Source organism: Providencia manganoxydans (assembly GCF_016618195.1).
Lineage (GTDB): Bacteria > Pseudomonadota > Gammaproteobacteria > Enterobacterales > Enterobacteriaceae > Providencia > Providencia manganoxydans.
This window is the reverse complement of record NZ_CP067099.1, coordinates 3,394,481-3,410,998: the sequence shown is the minus strand read 5'-3', so window position 1 is coordinate 3,410,998 and position 16,518 is coordinate 3,394,481. Positions and strand designations below refer to the sequence as shown.

General features: G+C 42.5%; 18 protein-coding genes. 3 read left to right on the top strand and 15 right to left on the bottom strand.

Annotated elements, in window-relative coordinates; translation table 11 throughout:
* Nucleotides 1-7 precede the first annotated feature (7 nt).
* Nucleotides 8-421: a class Ib ribonucleoside-diphosphate reductase assembly flavoprotein NrdI gene (gene nrdI, locus JI723_RS15520; RefSeq protein WP_140182798.1), complete on the bottom strand. Its 414-nt coding sequence runs from the start codon at nucleotides 419-421 to the stop codon at nucleotides 8-10.
* A 9-nt stretch (nucleotides 422-430) separates the two neighbouring features.
* Complete coding sequence (gene nrdH, locus JI723_RS15515; protein ID WP_070925079.1) at nucleotides 431-658, bottom strand: glutaredoxin-like protein NrdH; 228 nt, start codon at nucleotides 656-658, stop codon at nucleotides 431-433.
* 290 nt (nucleotides 659-948) lie between these two features.
* Between nrdH and JI723_RS15510 the strand changes: the two genes are divergently transcribed.
* Together JI723_RS15510 and cspE are read left to right on the top strand one after the other, a co-directional pair.
* Nucleotides 949-1,419 carry a methylated-DNA--[protein]-cysteine S-methyltransferase gene (locus JI723_RS15510; protein ID WP_070925078.1) on the top strand — a complete coding sequence of 157 codons (471 nt, stop codon included), beginning with the start codon at nucleotides 949-951 and terminating at the stop codon, nucleotides 1,417-1,419.
* A gap of 207 nt (nucleotides 1,420-1,626) precedes the next feature.
* A complete protein-coding gene (gene cspE / locus JI723_RS15505) occupies nucleotides 1,627-1,836 on the top strand; it encodes a transcription antiterminator/RNA stability regulator CspE (RefSeq protein WP_014657708.1) in 210 nt (69 codons plus the stop codon).
* A gap of 163 nt (nucleotides 1,837-1,999) precedes the next feature.
* Here cspE and lipA read toward each other — a convergent pair whose 3' ends face one another.
* The 9 genes from lipA to rsfS form a co-directional block, all read right to left on the bottom strand.
* A complete protein-coding gene (lipA, locus tag JI723_RS15500; RefSeq protein ID WP_140182797.1) occupies nucleotides 2,000-2,965 on the bottom strand; it encodes a lipoyl synthase in 966 nt (321 codons plus the stop codon).
* A gap of 114 nt (nucleotides 2,966-3,079) precedes the next feature.
* Nucleotides 3,080-3,709 (bottom strand): lipoyl(octanoyl) transferase LipB, encoded by a 630-nt coding sequence (gene lipB / locus JI723_RS15495; RefSeq protein ID WP_306803500.1) that lies wholly within the window; start codon nucleotides 3,707-3,709, stop codon nucleotides 3,080-3,082.
* Between the two features lie 294 nt (nucleotides 3,710-4,003).
* A complete protein-coding gene (gene ybeD / locus JI723_RS15490) occupies nucleotides 4,004-4,267 on the bottom strand; it encodes a DUF493 family protein YbeD (RefSeq protein ID WP_070925076.1) in 264 nt (87 codons plus the stop codon).
* A gap of 100 nt (nucleotides 4,268-4,367) precedes the next feature.
* Nucleotides 4,368-5,579 carry a D-alanyl-D-alanine carboxypeptidase DacA gene (dacA, locus tag JI723_RS15485; protein WP_070925075.1) on the bottom strand — a complete coding sequence of 404 codons (1,212 nt, stop codon included), beginning with the start codon at nucleotides 5,577-5,579 and terminating at the stop codon, nucleotides 4,368-4,370.
* 172 nt (nucleotides 5,580-5,751) lie between these two features.
* Nucleotides 5,752-6,726, bottom strand: coding sequence for an endolytic peptidoglycan transglycosylase RlpA (gene rlpA / locus JI723_RS15480; protein ID WP_070925074.1), 975 nt, complete (start codon nucleotides 6,724-6,726; stop codon nucleotides 5,752-5,754).
* Nucleotides 6,727-6,738: 12 nt separating this feature from the next.
* Complete coding sequence (mrdB, locus tag JI723_RS15475; protein ID WP_070925073.1) at nucleotides 6,739-7,851, bottom strand: peptidoglycan glycosyltransferase MrdB; 1,113 nt, start codon at nucleotides 7,849-7,851, stop codon at nucleotides 6,739-6,741.
* 4 nt (nucleotides 7,852-7,855) lie between these two features.
* A complete protein-coding gene (gene mrdA / locus JI723_RS15470) occupies nucleotides 7,856-9,745 on the bottom strand; it encodes a peptidoglycan DD-transpeptidase MrdA (RefSeq protein WP_140186730.1) in 1,890 nt (629 codons plus the stop codon).
* 32 nt (nucleotides 9,746-9,777) lie between these two features.
* Entirely contained in the window at nucleotides 9,778-10,248 is a 471-nt protein-coding gene (rlmH, locus tag JI723_RS15465; protein ID WP_070925072.1) for a 23S rRNA (pseudouridine(1915)-N(3))-methyltransferase RlmH, read from the bottom strand.
* Nucleotides 10,249-10,250: 2 nt separating this feature from the next.
* A complete protein-coding gene (gene rsfS, locus JI723_RS15460; RefSeq protein WP_081335828.1) occupies nucleotides 10,251-10,577 on the bottom strand; it encodes a ribosome silencing factor in 327 nt (108 codons plus the stop codon).
* A 397-nt stretch (nucleotides 10,578-10,974) separates the two neighbouring features.
* Here rsfS and JI723_RS15455 point away from each other — a divergent pair, with 397 nt between their 5' ends.
* A complete protein-coding gene (locus tag JI723_RS15455; RefSeq protein ID WP_319068939.1) occupies nucleotides 10,975-11,697 on the top strand; it encodes a YbgA family protein in 723 nt (240 codons plus the stop codon).
* Here JI723_RS15455 and nadD read toward each other — a convergent pair.
* From nadD to leuS, 4 genes are read right to left on the bottom strand one after another with little or no spacing between them, the layout of a single operon-like run.
* Nucleotides 11,688-12,344: a nicotinate-nucleotide adenylyltransferase gene (nadD, locus tag JI723_RS15450; RefSeq protein WP_272581314.1), complete on the bottom strand. Its 657-nt coding sequence runs from the start codon at nucleotides 12,342-12,344 to the stop codon at nucleotides 11,688-11,690. The two genes, JI723_RS15455 and nadD, sit on opposite strands and share 10 nt — an antisense overlap.
* Nucleotides 12,334-13,368, bottom strand: a complete 1,035-nt coding sequence (gene holA, locus JI723_RS15445; RefSeq protein WP_070925068.1) for a DNA polymerase III subunit delta — start codon at nucleotides 13,366-13,368, stop codon at nucleotides 12,334-12,336. The genes nadD and holA overlap by 11 nt, the downstream gene beginning before the upstream one ends.
* Nucleotides 13,368-13,907, bottom strand: a complete 540-nt coding sequence (lptE, locus tag JI723_RS15440; protein ID WP_070925067.1) for an LPS assembly lipoprotein LptE — start codon at nucleotides 13,905-13,907, stop codon at nucleotides 13,368-13,370. The genes holA and lptE overlap by 1 nt, the downstream gene beginning before the upstream one ends.
* A gap of 12 nt (nucleotides 13,908-13,919) precedes the next feature.
* A complete protein-coding gene (gene leuS / locus JI723_RS15435) occupies nucleotides 13,920-16,502 on the bottom strand; it encodes a leucine--tRNA ligase (protein WP_337979547.1) in 2,583 nt (860 codons plus the stop codon).
* Nucleotides 16,503-16,518: the final 16 nt, after the last annotated feature.

The window sequence follows — 16,518 nt, the reverse complement described above, 5'->3', positions numbered from 1 at the left end:
ACTAGCTCTAATGATGTTTTTGTTGCCAAAAAGCGTTTAGCCCGTCACGGACACGTTGAACATCACGCTCCGTACCCAGTAATTCAAAACGATATAAATAGGGAACTTGGCATTTATGGGCGATGATATCGCCAGCAATGGCGAAAGCATCTCCAAAATTGGTGTTACCTGCGGCGATAACACCTCGTATGAGTTGTCGGTTCGACTCGATGTTAAGAAAACGGATCACTTCTTTTGGTACTGCGCCTTTGGAACCGCCACCACCATAAGTTGGCAGTAGTAGAACGAAAGGCTTAGTCGCAATAATGCTATTTTGTTGCTCACCTATCGGCAAACGTGTTGCTGGAAGCCCCACTTTTTCAATAAAGCGATGACAGTTACCAGAACGACTTGAAAAATAGACCAGTGACTCCGTTTGCATAGTAACCTCTTAAGCCAAAAGGCGGCTGATCATGTCAGGACGAAAGCCAGACCAATGCTCTTGATCAGCAACAACAACGGGGACTTGCTGGTAGCCGAGTTGGCGTACAAATTGTAATGCGTCATCGTCTTCGGTGAGATCAACGACTTGGTAGGGAATATTTTTGCGTTCTAGGGCTTGGTAGGTGGCATTGCATTGAACACAGTTGGGTTTACTGTAAATTGTGATAACGGCCATATTGAGTACCTATACCTGTACTGAATACTATCAGTAGTGTGATGATTAGTATTTAAAGACTATATATAGATTCTATTTTTTTCAACCACACAATATATAGTGGTTTTGAAATATTGAATGATAATTATTCTAATTATTGGCTAGGTCGTTATTTATGTTGGGAAATTAAATTTTGAGCATGTGAATGGTTCTGTTATCAAGACTAAGAAAAAATATCATTGCCAAGTAGAAATAATACAGTTTATAACTGTATATACGATCAGATAATTGCACGCTCTTAAGGGGATATTATGTATCATCAATATTTGGCTTCACCTGAGAAATTTCCAAAACCGTGGGTTGAGATCACGGCTGATGATGAGGGGGTGACGAGCATCTATTTTGTTGAACAAAAAAGTCATCCAGAACATAAGAATGAGCATTCTGAGTTATGTGCTAAAGAGCTAGAAGAATATTTTAATCATAAACGCGAAGAGTTCACCGTACCATTAAACCCTCATGGTACTGAGTTCCAAAAAAAAGTGTGGGCACACTTGTGCAGCATCCCTTTTGGTGAACGTTGGAGCTACAAAGATCTCGCTTTGAAATTAGGTTCAGTAAACTATTGTCGAGCTGTGGGAATGGCAAATTCACGTAACCCAATCTCTTTAATTGTGCCTTGTCATCGAGTTTTAGGTCATGATGGCAAACTTGTTGGCTACACTGGTGGATTAGACATAAAAGACTGGCTACTCGCACACGAAAAACAATCACCTAAATAATCATCTAATGTTAGTATTATTGTTCGGAATAATCGCTATTATTAAGAATAATTCATGTACGATAAGCAATTTATCCCAATAAATAATATTTTTTTATGCTTTTTGTCAATTTTCGTGATCTAGGTTGTAGACAAGTAACTTATATATCTGATGTACTGAGCTCGACACTGATGGTGTGTCTATTTTTATTTTAAAGGTAATAATTTGATGTCTAAAGTTAAAGGTAACGTTAAGTGGTTCAACGAGTCTAAAGGTTTCGGTTTTATCACTCCAGAAGATGGCAGCAAAGATGTGTTTGTTCACTTTTCTGCTATTGCGAGCGAAGGTTTCAAAACCCTAGCAGAAGGTCAGAAAGTTGAATTTGAAATCACTGAAGGTGCTAAAGGCCCATCTGCTGTAAACGTTGTCTCTCTGTAATTTAAACAAATAGAAACGAACAGCCTCTCAACTCGCTCCAGCCATCTGGAGCGAGTTTTATTTTATAGGGGGCTAAGAGAGTCACTTCTCTGTTAATGAGCCTTAATCGCGACTATATAGCAAAAAGCCCCTTTTAGGGGGCTTTGCCGAACTTAGTTGGAGCTTATTTAACTTCTTCGCCTTTTGCTTGAAGGTCAGCATGGTAAGAAGAACGAACAAATGGACCGCAAGCCGCATGTGTAAAGCCCATCGCCAGCGCTTCTTCTTTCATTTCGTCAAACTCGGCAGGACTGACATAACGTTTTACCGGTAGATGGTGGCGGCTAGGCTGTAGATATTGACCCAATGTGAGCATGGTGACCCCATGGCGGCGCAAATCACGCATCACTTCAATGATCTCTGCATTTGTCTCACCTAAACCCACCATTAAGCCCGATTTAGTTGGAATATCTGGATGTGCTTCTTTAAATCTTTCTAATAATTTTAGCGACCATTCGTAATTCGCTCCGGGGCGAACTTGGCGATAAATACGAGGTACGTTTTCTAGGTTATGGTTAAACACATCAGGTGGAGTTGCGGTTAAGATATCTAACGCGCGATCCATTCTTCCTCTAAAATCGGGAACCAACGTTTCAATTTTGATAGTCTGATTTTTTTCACGGATCGCACTAATACAATCTGCAAAATGTTGAGCACCACCATCACGTAGGTCATCACGGTCAACAGACGTGATAACGACATAGCGTAATGCCATATCCTTGATAGTTTGTGCTAATTTTACTGGCTCGTTAGCGTCAGGTGCATTTGGGCGACCATGAGCAACGTCACAGAAAGGGCAGCGGCGCGTACAGATCGCACCGAGGATCATAAAGGTCGCGGTACCATGGTTAAAGCATTCGGATAGGTTAGGGCAGGAGGCTTCTTCACAAACAGAATGCAGGCCATTTTTACGCATAGCCGCTTTGATCCCCTGAATACGGGTTGAATCTGCTGGTAACCTAATTTTCATCCAGTCAGGTTTACGTAGAATTTCTTCACGTTCGGTGACGACGTTTTTAACAGGGATCAGCGCCATTTTGTCGGCGTCACGATATTTTATTCCGCGTTCTATCTGAATTGGTTTACTCATAGCTATACCGGTTCCAGTTGTTGATCGGATTAGTTGGGTGTTGTATTTGGCGCAACGGAGCGGTTACTAATCCATTAAAATTTTTTTGAAAAATGTTAAAAAATTATAGCATCATTATTGAACAATATGAAATCCAAGTGTGTCACAGAACTGCTCAATTAGCACAGGCTGAACATCTTCAATCGTCACTTTAGGGATGAAATCACGAACCTGAGTCATTTTCAACTGTGCATAGCCGCAAGGGTTAATGCGATTAAACGGTTCGAGATCCATGTTAATATTTAATGCAAGGCCATGAAACGAACAGCCTTTACGGATCCGTAACCCGAGTGAACACACTTTATTGCCCTCTATATAGACGCCCGGTGCATCAGGGCGTGGGTATGCTTCAATCTGATAATGAGCAAGCGTCTTAACAACGGTGTCCTCTAGGGCGCTAACAAGCTCACGCACGCCAAGCTTATTGCGTTTAAGATCGAGCATCACATACATCACTTGTTGACCCGGCCCATGATAGGTTACTTGACCACCTCTATCACTTTGGATCACTGGGATATCACCCGGTGCAAGAACATGTTCTGCCTTACCCGCTTGCCCTTGTGTGAATACGCGTGGGTGCTCCACCAGCCATAATTCATCCGAGGTATCTTTATCACGGTTTTCGGTGAACTGATGCATTGCATCAGAAACAGTTTGATAGGGGGCTAGCCCTAATTGACGTACAATAATAGTTCGTGCTGACAATGTTTTAACATCCACATTCAAAATGTGTTGCTAGTATAACGCCGTAGCTGGGTTACTGCCAGTTCTGTTATGTTACTAAAATGTTAGGTGAGTGGTGTTTTTAATATTATCTGTGCGAAATTATTTAAGGTGCGGCTAGGCGACAAGTGAATGTATTGTTATCGCTAGGCGTATAGAAACTCTCTGATTAGTGTGAGCGATTAATGGTCGCGACACCTTAATGAAAGACAATTATAGGTAATAAAAAACCGCACTCGATAAGAGTACGGCCTTGTATATTAATGACTCAGTGGATTATAGAACCATTCTCACGCGCTCTAATGCACCAAGTTCTTCATATAAGGTTTCGACTTGTTCAATGTGTGTTGCATTGATGGTAATCGAAACTGAGTGGTAATTGCCTTTGCTGCTTGGCTTCACATCTGGAGAATAGTCGCCCGGCGCATGACGTTGAACCACTTCAACGACTTCATCAACCAGCTCTGGTTCCGCAATTCCCATCACTTTGTAAGTGAATGAGCATGGGAACTCAAGTAGTTCATTTAATTTCGTTTTCATGGGCGCTCCTAATAACAAAAATAGTGTTTAAATAGATATCGTCATCTTTTAAACATTCGGATATACACTATATGGGGACAGTGCATATCCGATTCAAGGGTTAACCAAACCAACGATGGAACAGTAATTTAATATAGTCGATTAAACGGCTAAAGAAACCACCTTCTTCGACATCTTTCAGTACCACCAATGGATGCTGCTCAATGGTTTTACCATCCAGTTGAAAGTTAATGGTACCAATTGCTTGGCCTTTTTTCAGTGGCGCTTCAAGCTCTTTATTGGTCACGTCATAGCTTGCTTTTAAATCTTTTAAGCGGCCACGGGGAATAGTTAAAAACAGATCTTCTGTAACCCCTAATTTAACATTATTTTCATCACCAAACCAAACGGGTTCAGATGCGAATTCAACCCCTGCTTGTAATGGCTTGACGGTTTCATAAAAGCGGAAGCCATAAGTGAGGAGTTTTTTGCTTTCTGCATCACGGCCTTTCATGCTTTTTCCACCCATAACCACTGAGATCAGACGCATATCGCCTTCAGTTGCAGAGGCAACTAGGTTATATCCTGCACCGCTTGTGTGACCTGTTTTAATTCCATCTACAGATAAACTTTTATCCCACAATAATCCGTTACGATTAGTTTGACGAATATTATTAAAGGTGAATTCTTTTTCTTTATAGATAGCATATTCTTCGGGAACATCACGGATCAGCGCTTGGCCAATTAATGCCATGTCACGGGCTGAACTGTATTGCCCATCAGCATCTAACCCATGAACAGTTTGGAAATGGGTATTTTGTAACCCAAGTTTGCTCACATAACCATTCATTAGCTGAACAAAATTGGTTTGATCACCTGCCACATAGTCGGCCATTGCAACGCAAGCATCGTTACCTGACTGTAAGTTAATACCGCGTGTTAACTGAGATACGCTGACTCGGTCGCCCGGTTTTAGGAACATCAGTGATGAACCTTTAAACACAGGATTACCTGTTGCCCATGCGTCTTCGTTCACCGTAACCATGTCATTTGCGCCGATTTTACCTGATTTGATGGCTTGACCGATAACATAGCTGGTCATCATTTTTGTTAAACTCGCAGGATCACGACGTTGATCCGCATTTTTCTCTGCCAAAACTTTACCTGAGTTATAGTCAATGAGAATATAAGCTTCAGCGTCAATATCAGGTACTGCGGGGATTGGACTGTTAGGGAATGGCTCATTTGCTTGTGCAAAATGACTGATAGTAAAAAGCAGTGCAGTACCCAGTAAGGTATTGCGAACAACACGTGATGGGGCAAAATTTTTCATGTTTTTATTGTTACATCCGGAATTCGGTTAACACAAGAAGGCGCAGTGTAGCAAAAGTCGATTCATTGATTAATGCATGCGCCAATTTTTTACAATATTTTATACTCGTGATACTTCAAGATGCAGGAGGACTGCATCTTAGGTTATTTAGAGCATAAATTTGCTGTTTTTATCACGGTGCAACAACCATCGAAGATTGATTTAATTCAGATTGAATGCGACCTTGTAAATCAACTGCTTGCTGCCTATCGGTAAATGGCCCTAATTGGACTCGATAAATATTATTGTATGGCTGTAAGCGGCCCGGAACGCCAAATTTATTTTTTAAATTATCCAGCATCGTTTTCGCATTACTTTGACTGCTAATTGCACCCACTTGAACTAAATAGCCCCTTTCAGGTACTGCTGCTGATGGCGCTGCTTGCGTTGGCTCAGGCTCAGGAGCCTTTAAACTACTTTCAGGTACAACAGGCTCCATTGGTGCGCTAGGCTGTTGAACGGGTAATGAATTTTCAGGGGCAGGGGCACTTTGCATAACTGGCGTACCCATTGGGCCTGCACCTAATTGAGGACGACCTGGAAGGGCATAGCTTTGTTTAACAAAATTCGAACCAATGGTCCCCGGACCTGACAGTGAGCCATCTTGAGCAACTTGAATGGCGTCAATTTTGATCTTGGTTGTTGGCATCAAATTCAAGCGGTCAGCAACGGCGCGTGAAACTGCAATGCTTTTACCTTGAGTATAGGGGCCACGATCATTCACACGAACTACCATCATGCGACCATTCATCATGTTAGTCACGCGTATATAGCTTGGGATCGGCAGTGTAGGGTGCGCAGCAGTTAACTCGATTGGGTTAACTCGCTCTCCAATCGCCGTCATATTGCCAGCGGATTCAGAACCAAAAATAGAGGCATAGCCAACTTGAGAGAATTGTGAAGGATCACGCACGATTTGATACTGCTGGCCATTACGTTGATAGTCACCGTTCGCTGTAGGATGTAATGGCTCATAATGAGGCTCTGCTCCAAGCACATCTTGCGCAGGTACAGCCGGTACATTAGTAGGCTGCTTGATATTCTCTTCAGTGACGCAGCCACTGAGCAACGCGGCAGTAATGCCAAGCATAATCCATTGAAAACGCATACTAAGCCTCTTTTATAAACTCTTGGAAAGAAATTTTCTGTGTGTATGGATAGACATGATAATACCGAATCCAGCCATTAACACAATGAGCGCAGAACCGCCATAACTGACGAGAGGGAGCGGTACGCCAACCACAGGCAATATACCACTCACCATCCCAATATTCACAAATACATAAACAAACAGGATCAGCATCAATCCCCCCGCCATGACACGGCCAAAGGTATTTTGTGCACTGGCGGCAATATACAGGCCTCGCATGATCAGTAGTAAGTACAGGCCAAGTAATACTAAGACGCCAATAAGCCCCAGCTCTTCAGATAAAACGGCAAAAATAAAGTCAGTATGGCGCTCAGGTAGGAATTCAAGTTGCGATTGTGTGCCATGCAGCCAGCCTTTACCCATTAAACCGCCAGAGCCAATAGCAATTTTAGATTGAATAATATGATAACCCGCGCCGAGTGGATCAGTTTCAGGATCGAGTAACATCATGACTCGCGTACGCTGATAATCATGCATTAAGAAAAACCACAATAAAGGTATAAAGGCGGCGAGGGCAGAGGCCGCAATAGTAATTAATCGCCAGCTCATACCGGCTAAAAACAGCACAAAAATACCCGATGTCGCCACTAAAATGGAGGTTCCTAAGTCAGGCTGAGCGGCAACTAACAATGTGGGGACAACAATTAAAACCAGTGCAATGGCGGTGTTCTTTAATGATGGAGGACATAGGTCACGGTTCATAAAACGAGCCACCATCAGAGGAACGGCGATTTTAGCGATTTCAGAGGGTTGAAAACGAATAATACCGAGATCAAGCCAGCGTTGTGCCCCTTTACTAATTTGACCAAAGACATCAACAAAAATCAGTAAGATAACGCAAAAAATATATAAATGAGGGGCAAGATTTTCATACAGGCGAGGGGGGATCTGCGCCATAATGATCATGACAATAAAACCTGTCGCGATCTGGCCTAACTTTCTTTCCATCATTTCAGGATCTTGACCGCTAGCACTCCACATAATGAACGCACTGTAAGCCAATAAAGCTAATATAATGAGCAGCATAGGCACATCAATGTGCAGACGCATTGAGAGTGATAATTTTTTCTTATCGTCTGTCATAATGTTATCGGTCTTCCTCTGAACTTGCCCCTACACTGTTAACTTGGGTTCTATTGTCACCTAACAGGACATGATCAAAAATTTGCCTAACAATATCACCTACAGCAGGCCCTACCCCACCATTTTCTAAAATAATGGCCACCGCAACGGTAGGTTTATCATAAGGGGCGTAGGCAATCATTAATTTATGATCGCGTAAATGCTCGGCAAGTTTACTTGCATTATAGGTTTCATAACTAAATACCTGAGCTGTTCCTGATTTCGCTGCGGCTTTATAAGGTGTACCAATAAAACTACGTCGCCCTGTACCGTTTGGTGCATTGGCGACACCATACATACCTTGTTTGGCAATTTCCCAGTATCCTGAATGGATATCACCAATTTGGCTGGTGCCTTTGTCTTCATAAGGCACCATAGCATTACCTAATTTTGTACCATACAGTAAATGTGGTGTTTTCACTTGGCCATCATTGATTAACGTCATTAAGGCTTTTGACATTTGAATTGGTGTGGCGGTCCAATAGCCTTGACCGATGCCGACTGGGATAGTATCCCCTTGGTACCAAGGTTTCTTATAGCGTTTTTGTTTCCATTCACGGGTTGGCATAATACCTGAACGTTCTTCAGCGAGATCAATACCGGTGTAGTCACCAAAACCGAATTTGCTCATCCAATCAGATAACCTATCAATACCCATATCATAGGCAACTTGATAGAAGAAGGTATCTGCGGATTCGATAATGGATTTAAGCACATTTAACTTGCCATGGCCCCAACGTTTCCAGTCACGGTAGCGTTTTTCAGAGCCGGGTAGTTGCCACCAACCGGGATCAAAGATTGTTGTTGCAGGCGTGATCACTTTTTCACTTAAAGCGGCCACTGAAATAAAAGGCTTTACGGTTGAAGCTGGCGGATAGAGACCTTGAGTGGTTCGATTAATTAATGGCCGGTCTGGGTTATTCAATAACGCTTGATAGTCTTTATTCGAGATACCGTTAACAAATAAATTCGAGTCATAACTTGGGTTTGAAACCAGAGCTAAAATTTCACCATTACGAGGATCGGTTACCACGACAGCAGCTCGGCTGGTGGTCAGTAATTTTTCAATATAGGTTTGTAGTTCAAGATCAATCGTCAGATAGATATCTCGACCTGCTTGCGGCGGCTGCTCATGTAGCTGACGGATCACTCGACCACGACTGTTGACTTCGACCTCTTCATAACCGGTCTTACCATGTAAGACATCTTCATAATAGCGTTCGATACCTAACTTACCTATATCATGACTGGCTGCGTAGTTAGGGAGTATTCCTTCTTTATCAAGGCGCTCAACATCTTTATCATTAATTTTAGCGACGTAACCAATAACATGGGTCAATGCAGAACCATAAGGGTATGAACGGCGCTGATAGCTTTTGACCTCAAGGCCTGGGAAGCGGTATTGGTTTACTGCAAAACGAGCAACCTGAACTTCATTTAGCTGGGTTTTTAAGGGAATAGAAGTAAAGCGGCGTGAGCGTTTACGCTCTTTTTCAAAATTAGCAATGTCTTCATCAGTTAATCCAATGACATCGCGTAATTTCTCAAGGGTGTCTTGCAGGTTTTCAACTTTTTCGGGAACGATTTCCAGCTGATAAAAGGTTTTGTTTAATGCCAGCTGAGTCCCATTACGATCATAAATAATTCCACGACTAGGAGGAATTGGCACCAGTTTAATGCGATTATCATTTGATCGGGTTTGATAATCTTCATGGCGAACAACTTGTAAGTGATAAAGGTTCGTTACAAGAAGCGCTGATAGCAATATGATAACGCCAAACGCAATAAGTGCTCGGCGTATAAATAACATTGATTCAGCTGTATGGTCGCGAAAAGGGGTGCGTTGATTTTTCATCCCACTGCCATGTTGTACATATTAAAAACTGACTATTCCCTATGATAAGGGTGGTTAGTCGTAATACTCCACGCTCGATAAAGACTTTCAGCAACCAGCACTCTTACTAGAGGGTGGGGCAGTGTCAATGGCGATAGAGACCAACTCTGCATGGCAGCCTCTTTACAAGCAGGGGCTAGCCCTTCAGGGCCACCTATCAGTAGGCTGACGTTGCGACCATCTTGTTTCCAGCTTTCAAGTTGGTTGGCAAGCTTGGGGGTATCCCACCGCTCACCGGGTATATCCAATGTGACGATACGATTGCCTTTGCCAACCGCAGCCAGCATTAACTCGCCTTCTTTTTCGAGAATGCGCTTTATATCTGCATTTTTTCCTCGCTTCCCTGCCGGAACTTCAATCAGTTCAAACGGCATATCTTTAGGGAAGCGGTGAAGGTAATCCATAAAGCCGGTCTGAACCCAGTCCGGCATTTTTGTTCCCACGGCGATGAGTTGTAATTTCAAACTCAGCTCCAGAGTTTTTCGAGTTCATACATGCGACGGCTTTCATCCTGCATGATATGGACAATGGCTTCACCAAGATCGACCACAATCCAATCTGAAACCCCTTGGCCTTCAACGCCGAGTGGATATAAGCCATTTTTACGGCAAGCTTCGATCAAGCGATCCGCAACTGACATTAAATGGCGGCTTGATGTCCCTGTACAGATGATCATTTGGTCAGTAATACTTGACTTACCATGAACATCTATCGAAATGATATCTTCAGCTTTTGCGTCATCAAGCTGATTGACAATAAATTGTTGGAGTTCAGTTCCTTGCAAAAGGTTCACCTTTATTCTAATTATACCCAGCCAATAAAAAACAAATATATTTTGAGGCGTAGCGGGTGTAACGTCGTTAAACACTAATTTGTAATATACCGATTAAGGTTAGGTCATTTTACCCTAGATTTTTAGAAAAATCGGCTAAATTATTTTATATACTCTAAATAATTCGAAGTGCAGCGAGTCGCTGCATGCCTACATAAGTAGGTGACTAGTGCAAATGAGCGAAGTTCACTATAGCTTAACCAAAAGCGCTGCAACTTGAAGTATGACGAGTATATTCCCCAAGGTGAGAGATTTATATGAATAACTGACGCTTAGGGCAAGAAATTTGTACAAACTTTACAAAGTGATAGAAAATTAATAACAGGTGTTAATCAGCGATAAATTAAGGTAAAAAATAATGGAACGTGCACAATTCAATATTGCTATCGTGGGGGATGTGAAATATCCCATGGATGATATTGTTCAAGTGACCTTACAGCATACAAATTTCATCTTACAGCCAGAAATAACGGGTTTAGCCTTTGAGTGTGATGGCGTGATTTGTGAAGACAGTTTGCGAGAGCAGTTAATAGAAAAATTTGATGTTAATACACCCTTTCTCACGACGAGTGAGTGGCAAGATATTGAGCATTTAGACCGTTTCTTTATTCAGTTGTATACCAAAAACCGATTTGATGTATTAGCTAACGATTTAACTTCCCATCGTATTATTACGTTCCATAGTAAGCTTAAATATTTATTAATGGCCTATTCACCTCAAGGCTATCAAGCAACGGGTAAGATGGTGGCTAGTATTAGTCAACATTATGATTTACGTGAGTTTTATGAACAATACCGAGAAAAAATACTCGCAATTTTAAGCCAAACACCAACACGTAAATTACACGTCAATGCGATCCAACATATTCAAGGTTACTTCAAACATAAAGCGACAAAAGATGAAAAGACCCGTTTGGGTTGGTTGATTAACGATTACTTGCTGGGGTATTTATCGATCAATAATCCACTTTCGATGATATTACAATTGCTCACTCAATATCCTGATAGCTATATTAGTGAGCAATATTATTTGTCGCCTTATCCTGAGTGCAGAAAAGTCAGAGCATTGTTTCAGCTGTGATAAAGCTGTTGTTGTTGAATATAGCTCATTACCGCTGGTGGTATAAGATTGGAATTTAATTGCCCTGAATTAAGGTTTTTACGGATCTCAGTCGCTGAAATATCGACTAGTGGTGTATCACCAAGAAATATATAACCGCTCGGGGTATAGCTAAGCTGGTTGGGATCGTCAGTTTTGTGTTCGGCTAGCCATGTTTGCATTTGTGGATCACTGAAATTAGTCGCATAACCCGGGCGTGAACAGACTAGCAAATGGCAGTTATTCAATAGTTGCTCCCACCCATGCCATGTATTAATCGAAAGTAGAGAGTCTTGACCAATAATAAAGGCTAAAGGCTGCTCTGAACCCATTTCTTTACGTAATGTCGTTAATGTTTCGATAGTGTAGGAAGGGCTGTTTCGTTCAAGTTCTCGGGTATCGATTGTGAATAAAGGGTTATCTTGAATAGCCAAACGTACCATCTCTAAGCGTTGTGCTGGGCTCGCCTCAGGCTGTGGCCTGTGAGGTGGAACATGGTTAGGTAATAGAATGACTTTTTCTAAGCCAACTTGTTTGGCTAGCGCTTCTACTGGGCGTAGATGGCCATAATGTATTGGGTCAAATGTCCCACCAAATAACGCTTGAAGTCCTTTGGGCTTAAAGGTCATGAATAAAACTCTCAGGTAAGGATTTGGTACATATTAACATAGATAGAGATTGCAAATCAGGCCATACCGAGTGGCTAAAATCTTGTTTAGCGTGTAATTCCGCTTGTGTTAGTAGGAGTAACGCTGACTGTAATTGATGTAGGCTGAGACGCTGTAATGCTTCGGTCAGAAGTGGTCGGCGGTTTTGCCAAACTTTGTGTTGATCAAACAGTGATTTTAATGATGTGGTTGCTGATTGGCGTTTTAAAGTTAGCAATAGCATTAATTCGCGTTGAATTGAACGCAGTAGAATAACTGTTTCAGTATCTTCATGTCGTAGCTGTTCTAAAATATGCCATGCACGACGAGATTTCCCCGCCAACATCGCATCAACCCAATGATAAGGGGTAAAATGCGCAGCATCATTTACCGCTGACTCAACCCTTGGATGGGTTAGTTTACCATCAGGGTAAAGTAGTGATAGTCGCTCAAGAGCCTGAGCTAGACCCAACAAGTTTCCTTCGTAACAGTAACACAGTAGCTGATTCGCTTCTGTTTCTAACGTCAAGTTCATGCTACGAGCGCGTTTAGCAACCCATTGTGGTAGACGTTGGTAATCAGGTGTTAGACAACTGATATATACACTGTCTGAACTGATTGCTTTAAACCAAGCACTGTTTTCTTGTGCTTTAGTCAGCTTGTGCCCACGCAGCAGTAACAAAATATCTGGGTGTAGCAAACCTGATAGCTGTGTGAGTTTTTCCGCCATTGCCGCATTTGGCCCGTTTTCTGGCAAAATCAAAGTGAGTGATTGGCGGTTAGCGAAAAGACTTAATGCCTGACAGAGACTAAAGATTTCATCCCAATCAGTATTTGCATCGATTGAAAAAGTATAGTGTTCTTCAAAGCCTTGGGTTTGCGCTATTTTTCGAATGGCGTCTTGGCTTTCTTGGATTAATAGGGGCTCATTGCCCCATATTAGGTAGCGACTTCTCAGAGACTCTTGTAACTGAGAAGTCAGCTGTTCGGGATAGATACGGGTCATTATTGCTCAACAGTAGGGACAACTGCCGCTGCATTTGCTTTTTCAAGCTCAGCAGTATGAACAATCAGTAATTTACGCACTAGTATACGTGCCGCTTGTTCACGCATTTCTTGTTTAACCAGTTCATTTTCGGCATCTTTTGCAAGTGCTTCCAATGGGTTATCAAAGAAGGTGCGTTCCACTTGGCTTTGTAGTGGGTAAATAGAACCATTAGGCATTAACACCTGTGCATTGAGCACAAAGGTCAATTGCTTCTCAGCCGCTTTACCATCTTGGTATATCGACACCGTTTCTGTCGTTTCTGACGAACCCGTAATTTTTAAGATTGGGATATCAGGTTTACCGTTTTCGAGTATAGTGACGTTATTCAGTCTGAGTTGCTCCCTAACGGCTCTAGTGAGAGCGCTATAAGGTGCATTAGAACTTAGCTGTAATGTTTTCAGTTCATCAGGAATTTGCGTCGTTCCTTGAAGGCGAAAACCACAGCCTGCGGTGACTAGCACCGACAGGCTCAGTAATAAAGTTATCAGATAGCGCACCTGGCCTCCTTATCAGCCAACAACTAAGTTCAGTAATTTACCCGGAACATAAATCACTTTACGGATCGTGACGTTTTCAAGGTATTTAGACACACTACCTTCTTTTGAAGCCATATCCAGAACATAATCTTGAACAGCATCAGCAGGTACTGTGATACGACCACGTACTTTACCATTGACTTGGATAACGACTAATTTGGTATCGTCAATCATCGCTTTTTCATCAGCGACCGGCCAGCTTGCAAAATCGATATCATCAGTGTGACCTAATGCTTTCCACATTTCAAAACAAGCATGTGGAATGATTGGTGATAGCATCAAGGTGATTGCTTCAAGTGATTCTTGCACTAATGCACGATCTTGTTCAGTTTCTTGTGGTGCACGAACTAACTTGTTCATGAACTCCATAATAGCTGCGATAGCTGTGTTAAAAGCATAACGGCGAGCAAAGTCATCAGTAACTTTAGCAATGGTTTTATGCAGATCACGACGTAAGTCTTTTTGCTCAGTTGTTAGTGCATTAATATCAAGCGGTTGTGTTGCACCTTTTTGGGTATGCTCATGCACAATACGCCATACACGACGAACAAAGCGGTTTGCACCTTCAACGCTTGATTCCTGCCATTCCAGTGTCAATTCAGGTGGTGCCGCAAACATCATGAACAGACGTACGGTATCAGCACCGTATTTTTCAACCATCAATTGCGGGTCGATACCGTTGTTTTTAGATTTAGACATTTTGCTCATACCGGTATAGACCAGTTCATGTCCTTCGTTATCAACGGCTTTGATTATACGGCTCTTCTCATCACGCTCAACGATAGCATCTGCCGGTGAAACCCAAACACGTTGGCCATCACTACCGGTGTAGTAGAAGGCATCAGCCAATACCATACCTTGGCACAGCAAGCGTTTAGCGGGTTCATCTGAATTCACTAAACCTGCATCACGCATCAGTTTATGGAAGAAACGGAAATACATTAAGTGCATGATGGCGTGTTCAATACCACCAATGTATTGGTCAACTGGCAGCCAGTAGTTTGCCGCAGCAGGATCTAACATGCCTTCATCATATTGTGGGCAAGTGTAGCGTGCATAATACCAAGAAGACTCCATAAAGGTGTCAAAGGTATCTGTTTCGCGCAGTGCTGGCTGGCCGTTAATTGTGGTTTTTGCCCACTCAGGATCGGCTTTAATTGGGCTAGTGATGCCATCCATTACAACGTCTTCAGGCAGAACCACTGGCAATTGATCTTCAGGAACAGGCACAACCGTACCATCTTCCAGTGTTGCCATAGGAATTGGTGCGCCCCAGTAACGTTGGCGAGATACACCCCAATCACGTAAGCGATAATTAACTTTGCGTTGACCTGCGCCAATAGCAACCAATTTATCAGCGATTGCGTTAAAGCCAGCAGCATTGTCTAATCCGCTAAATTCGCCTGAGTTAATCAGCGCAAATTTTTCTGTCATCGCTTCTTGAGAAATATCCGGTGTATTACCTTCAGCATCAGCAATAACCGCTTTTAGTGGCAAATTATATTTGTGGGCAAATTCCCAGTCACGTTGGTCGTGAGCAGGAACTGCCATAACAGCACCAGTACCGTATTCCATTAAGACAAAGTTAGCTACCCAAATTGGCAATTTTTCTTGTGTCAGTGGATGGATAACATAAAAGCCCGTTGCCATGCCTTTTTTATCCATCGTTGCCATATCAGCTTCTGCTGTTTTGGTACTACGGCATTCTTCAATAAAATCAGCTAAAGCCGCGTTTTTCTCTGCGGCCTCTTGGGCCAGAGGGTGACCGGCAGCAACTGCAACATAAGTTGCACCCATAAAGGTATCTGGGCGTGTAGTGTATACGGTTAATTTATCGTTACGATCAGCAACATCAAAGGTGATTTCAACCCCTTCAGAACGCCCAATCCAGTTACGTTGCATGGTTTTGACTTGTTCAGGCCAATCATCCAAAGTATCCAGATCGTTGAGCAATTCTTCTGCGTAAGCGGTGATTTTAATAAACCACTGAGGAATTTCTTTGCGCTCAACGGCTGTGTCACAGCGCCAGCAGCAACCATCAATGACTTGTTCGTTAGCCAGTACAGTTAAATCGTGTGGGCACCAGTTTACTGCGGAAGTTTTTTTGTAAACTAAACCTTTTTCATACAGTTTTGTGAAGAACCATTGCTCCCAACGATAGTATTCAGGAGTACAAGTTGTGACTTCACGATCCCAATCGTAACCAAAGCCCAACATTCTTAGTTGGCCTTTCATGTATTCAATATTGGCATAAGTCCATGGAGCCGGAGCCGTTTTGTTCTTAACCGCAGCCCCTTCAGCAGGTAGACCAAAAGCATCCCAACCTATTGGTTGCAGGACATTTTTACCTAACAAACGCTGATAACGGGAGATAACATCACCCATAGTGTAGTTACGTACGTGGCCCATGTGTAGTCGACCAGAAGGGTAAGGTAGCATGGACAGGCAGTAGTATTTCTCTTTGCTGTTGTCTTCAATCACTTTGAATGTGGACTTTTCATCCCAGTGACGCTGTACTTTAGGCTCTATATCTTCTGGACGATATTGTTCTTGCATGGCACCGATAATCCTA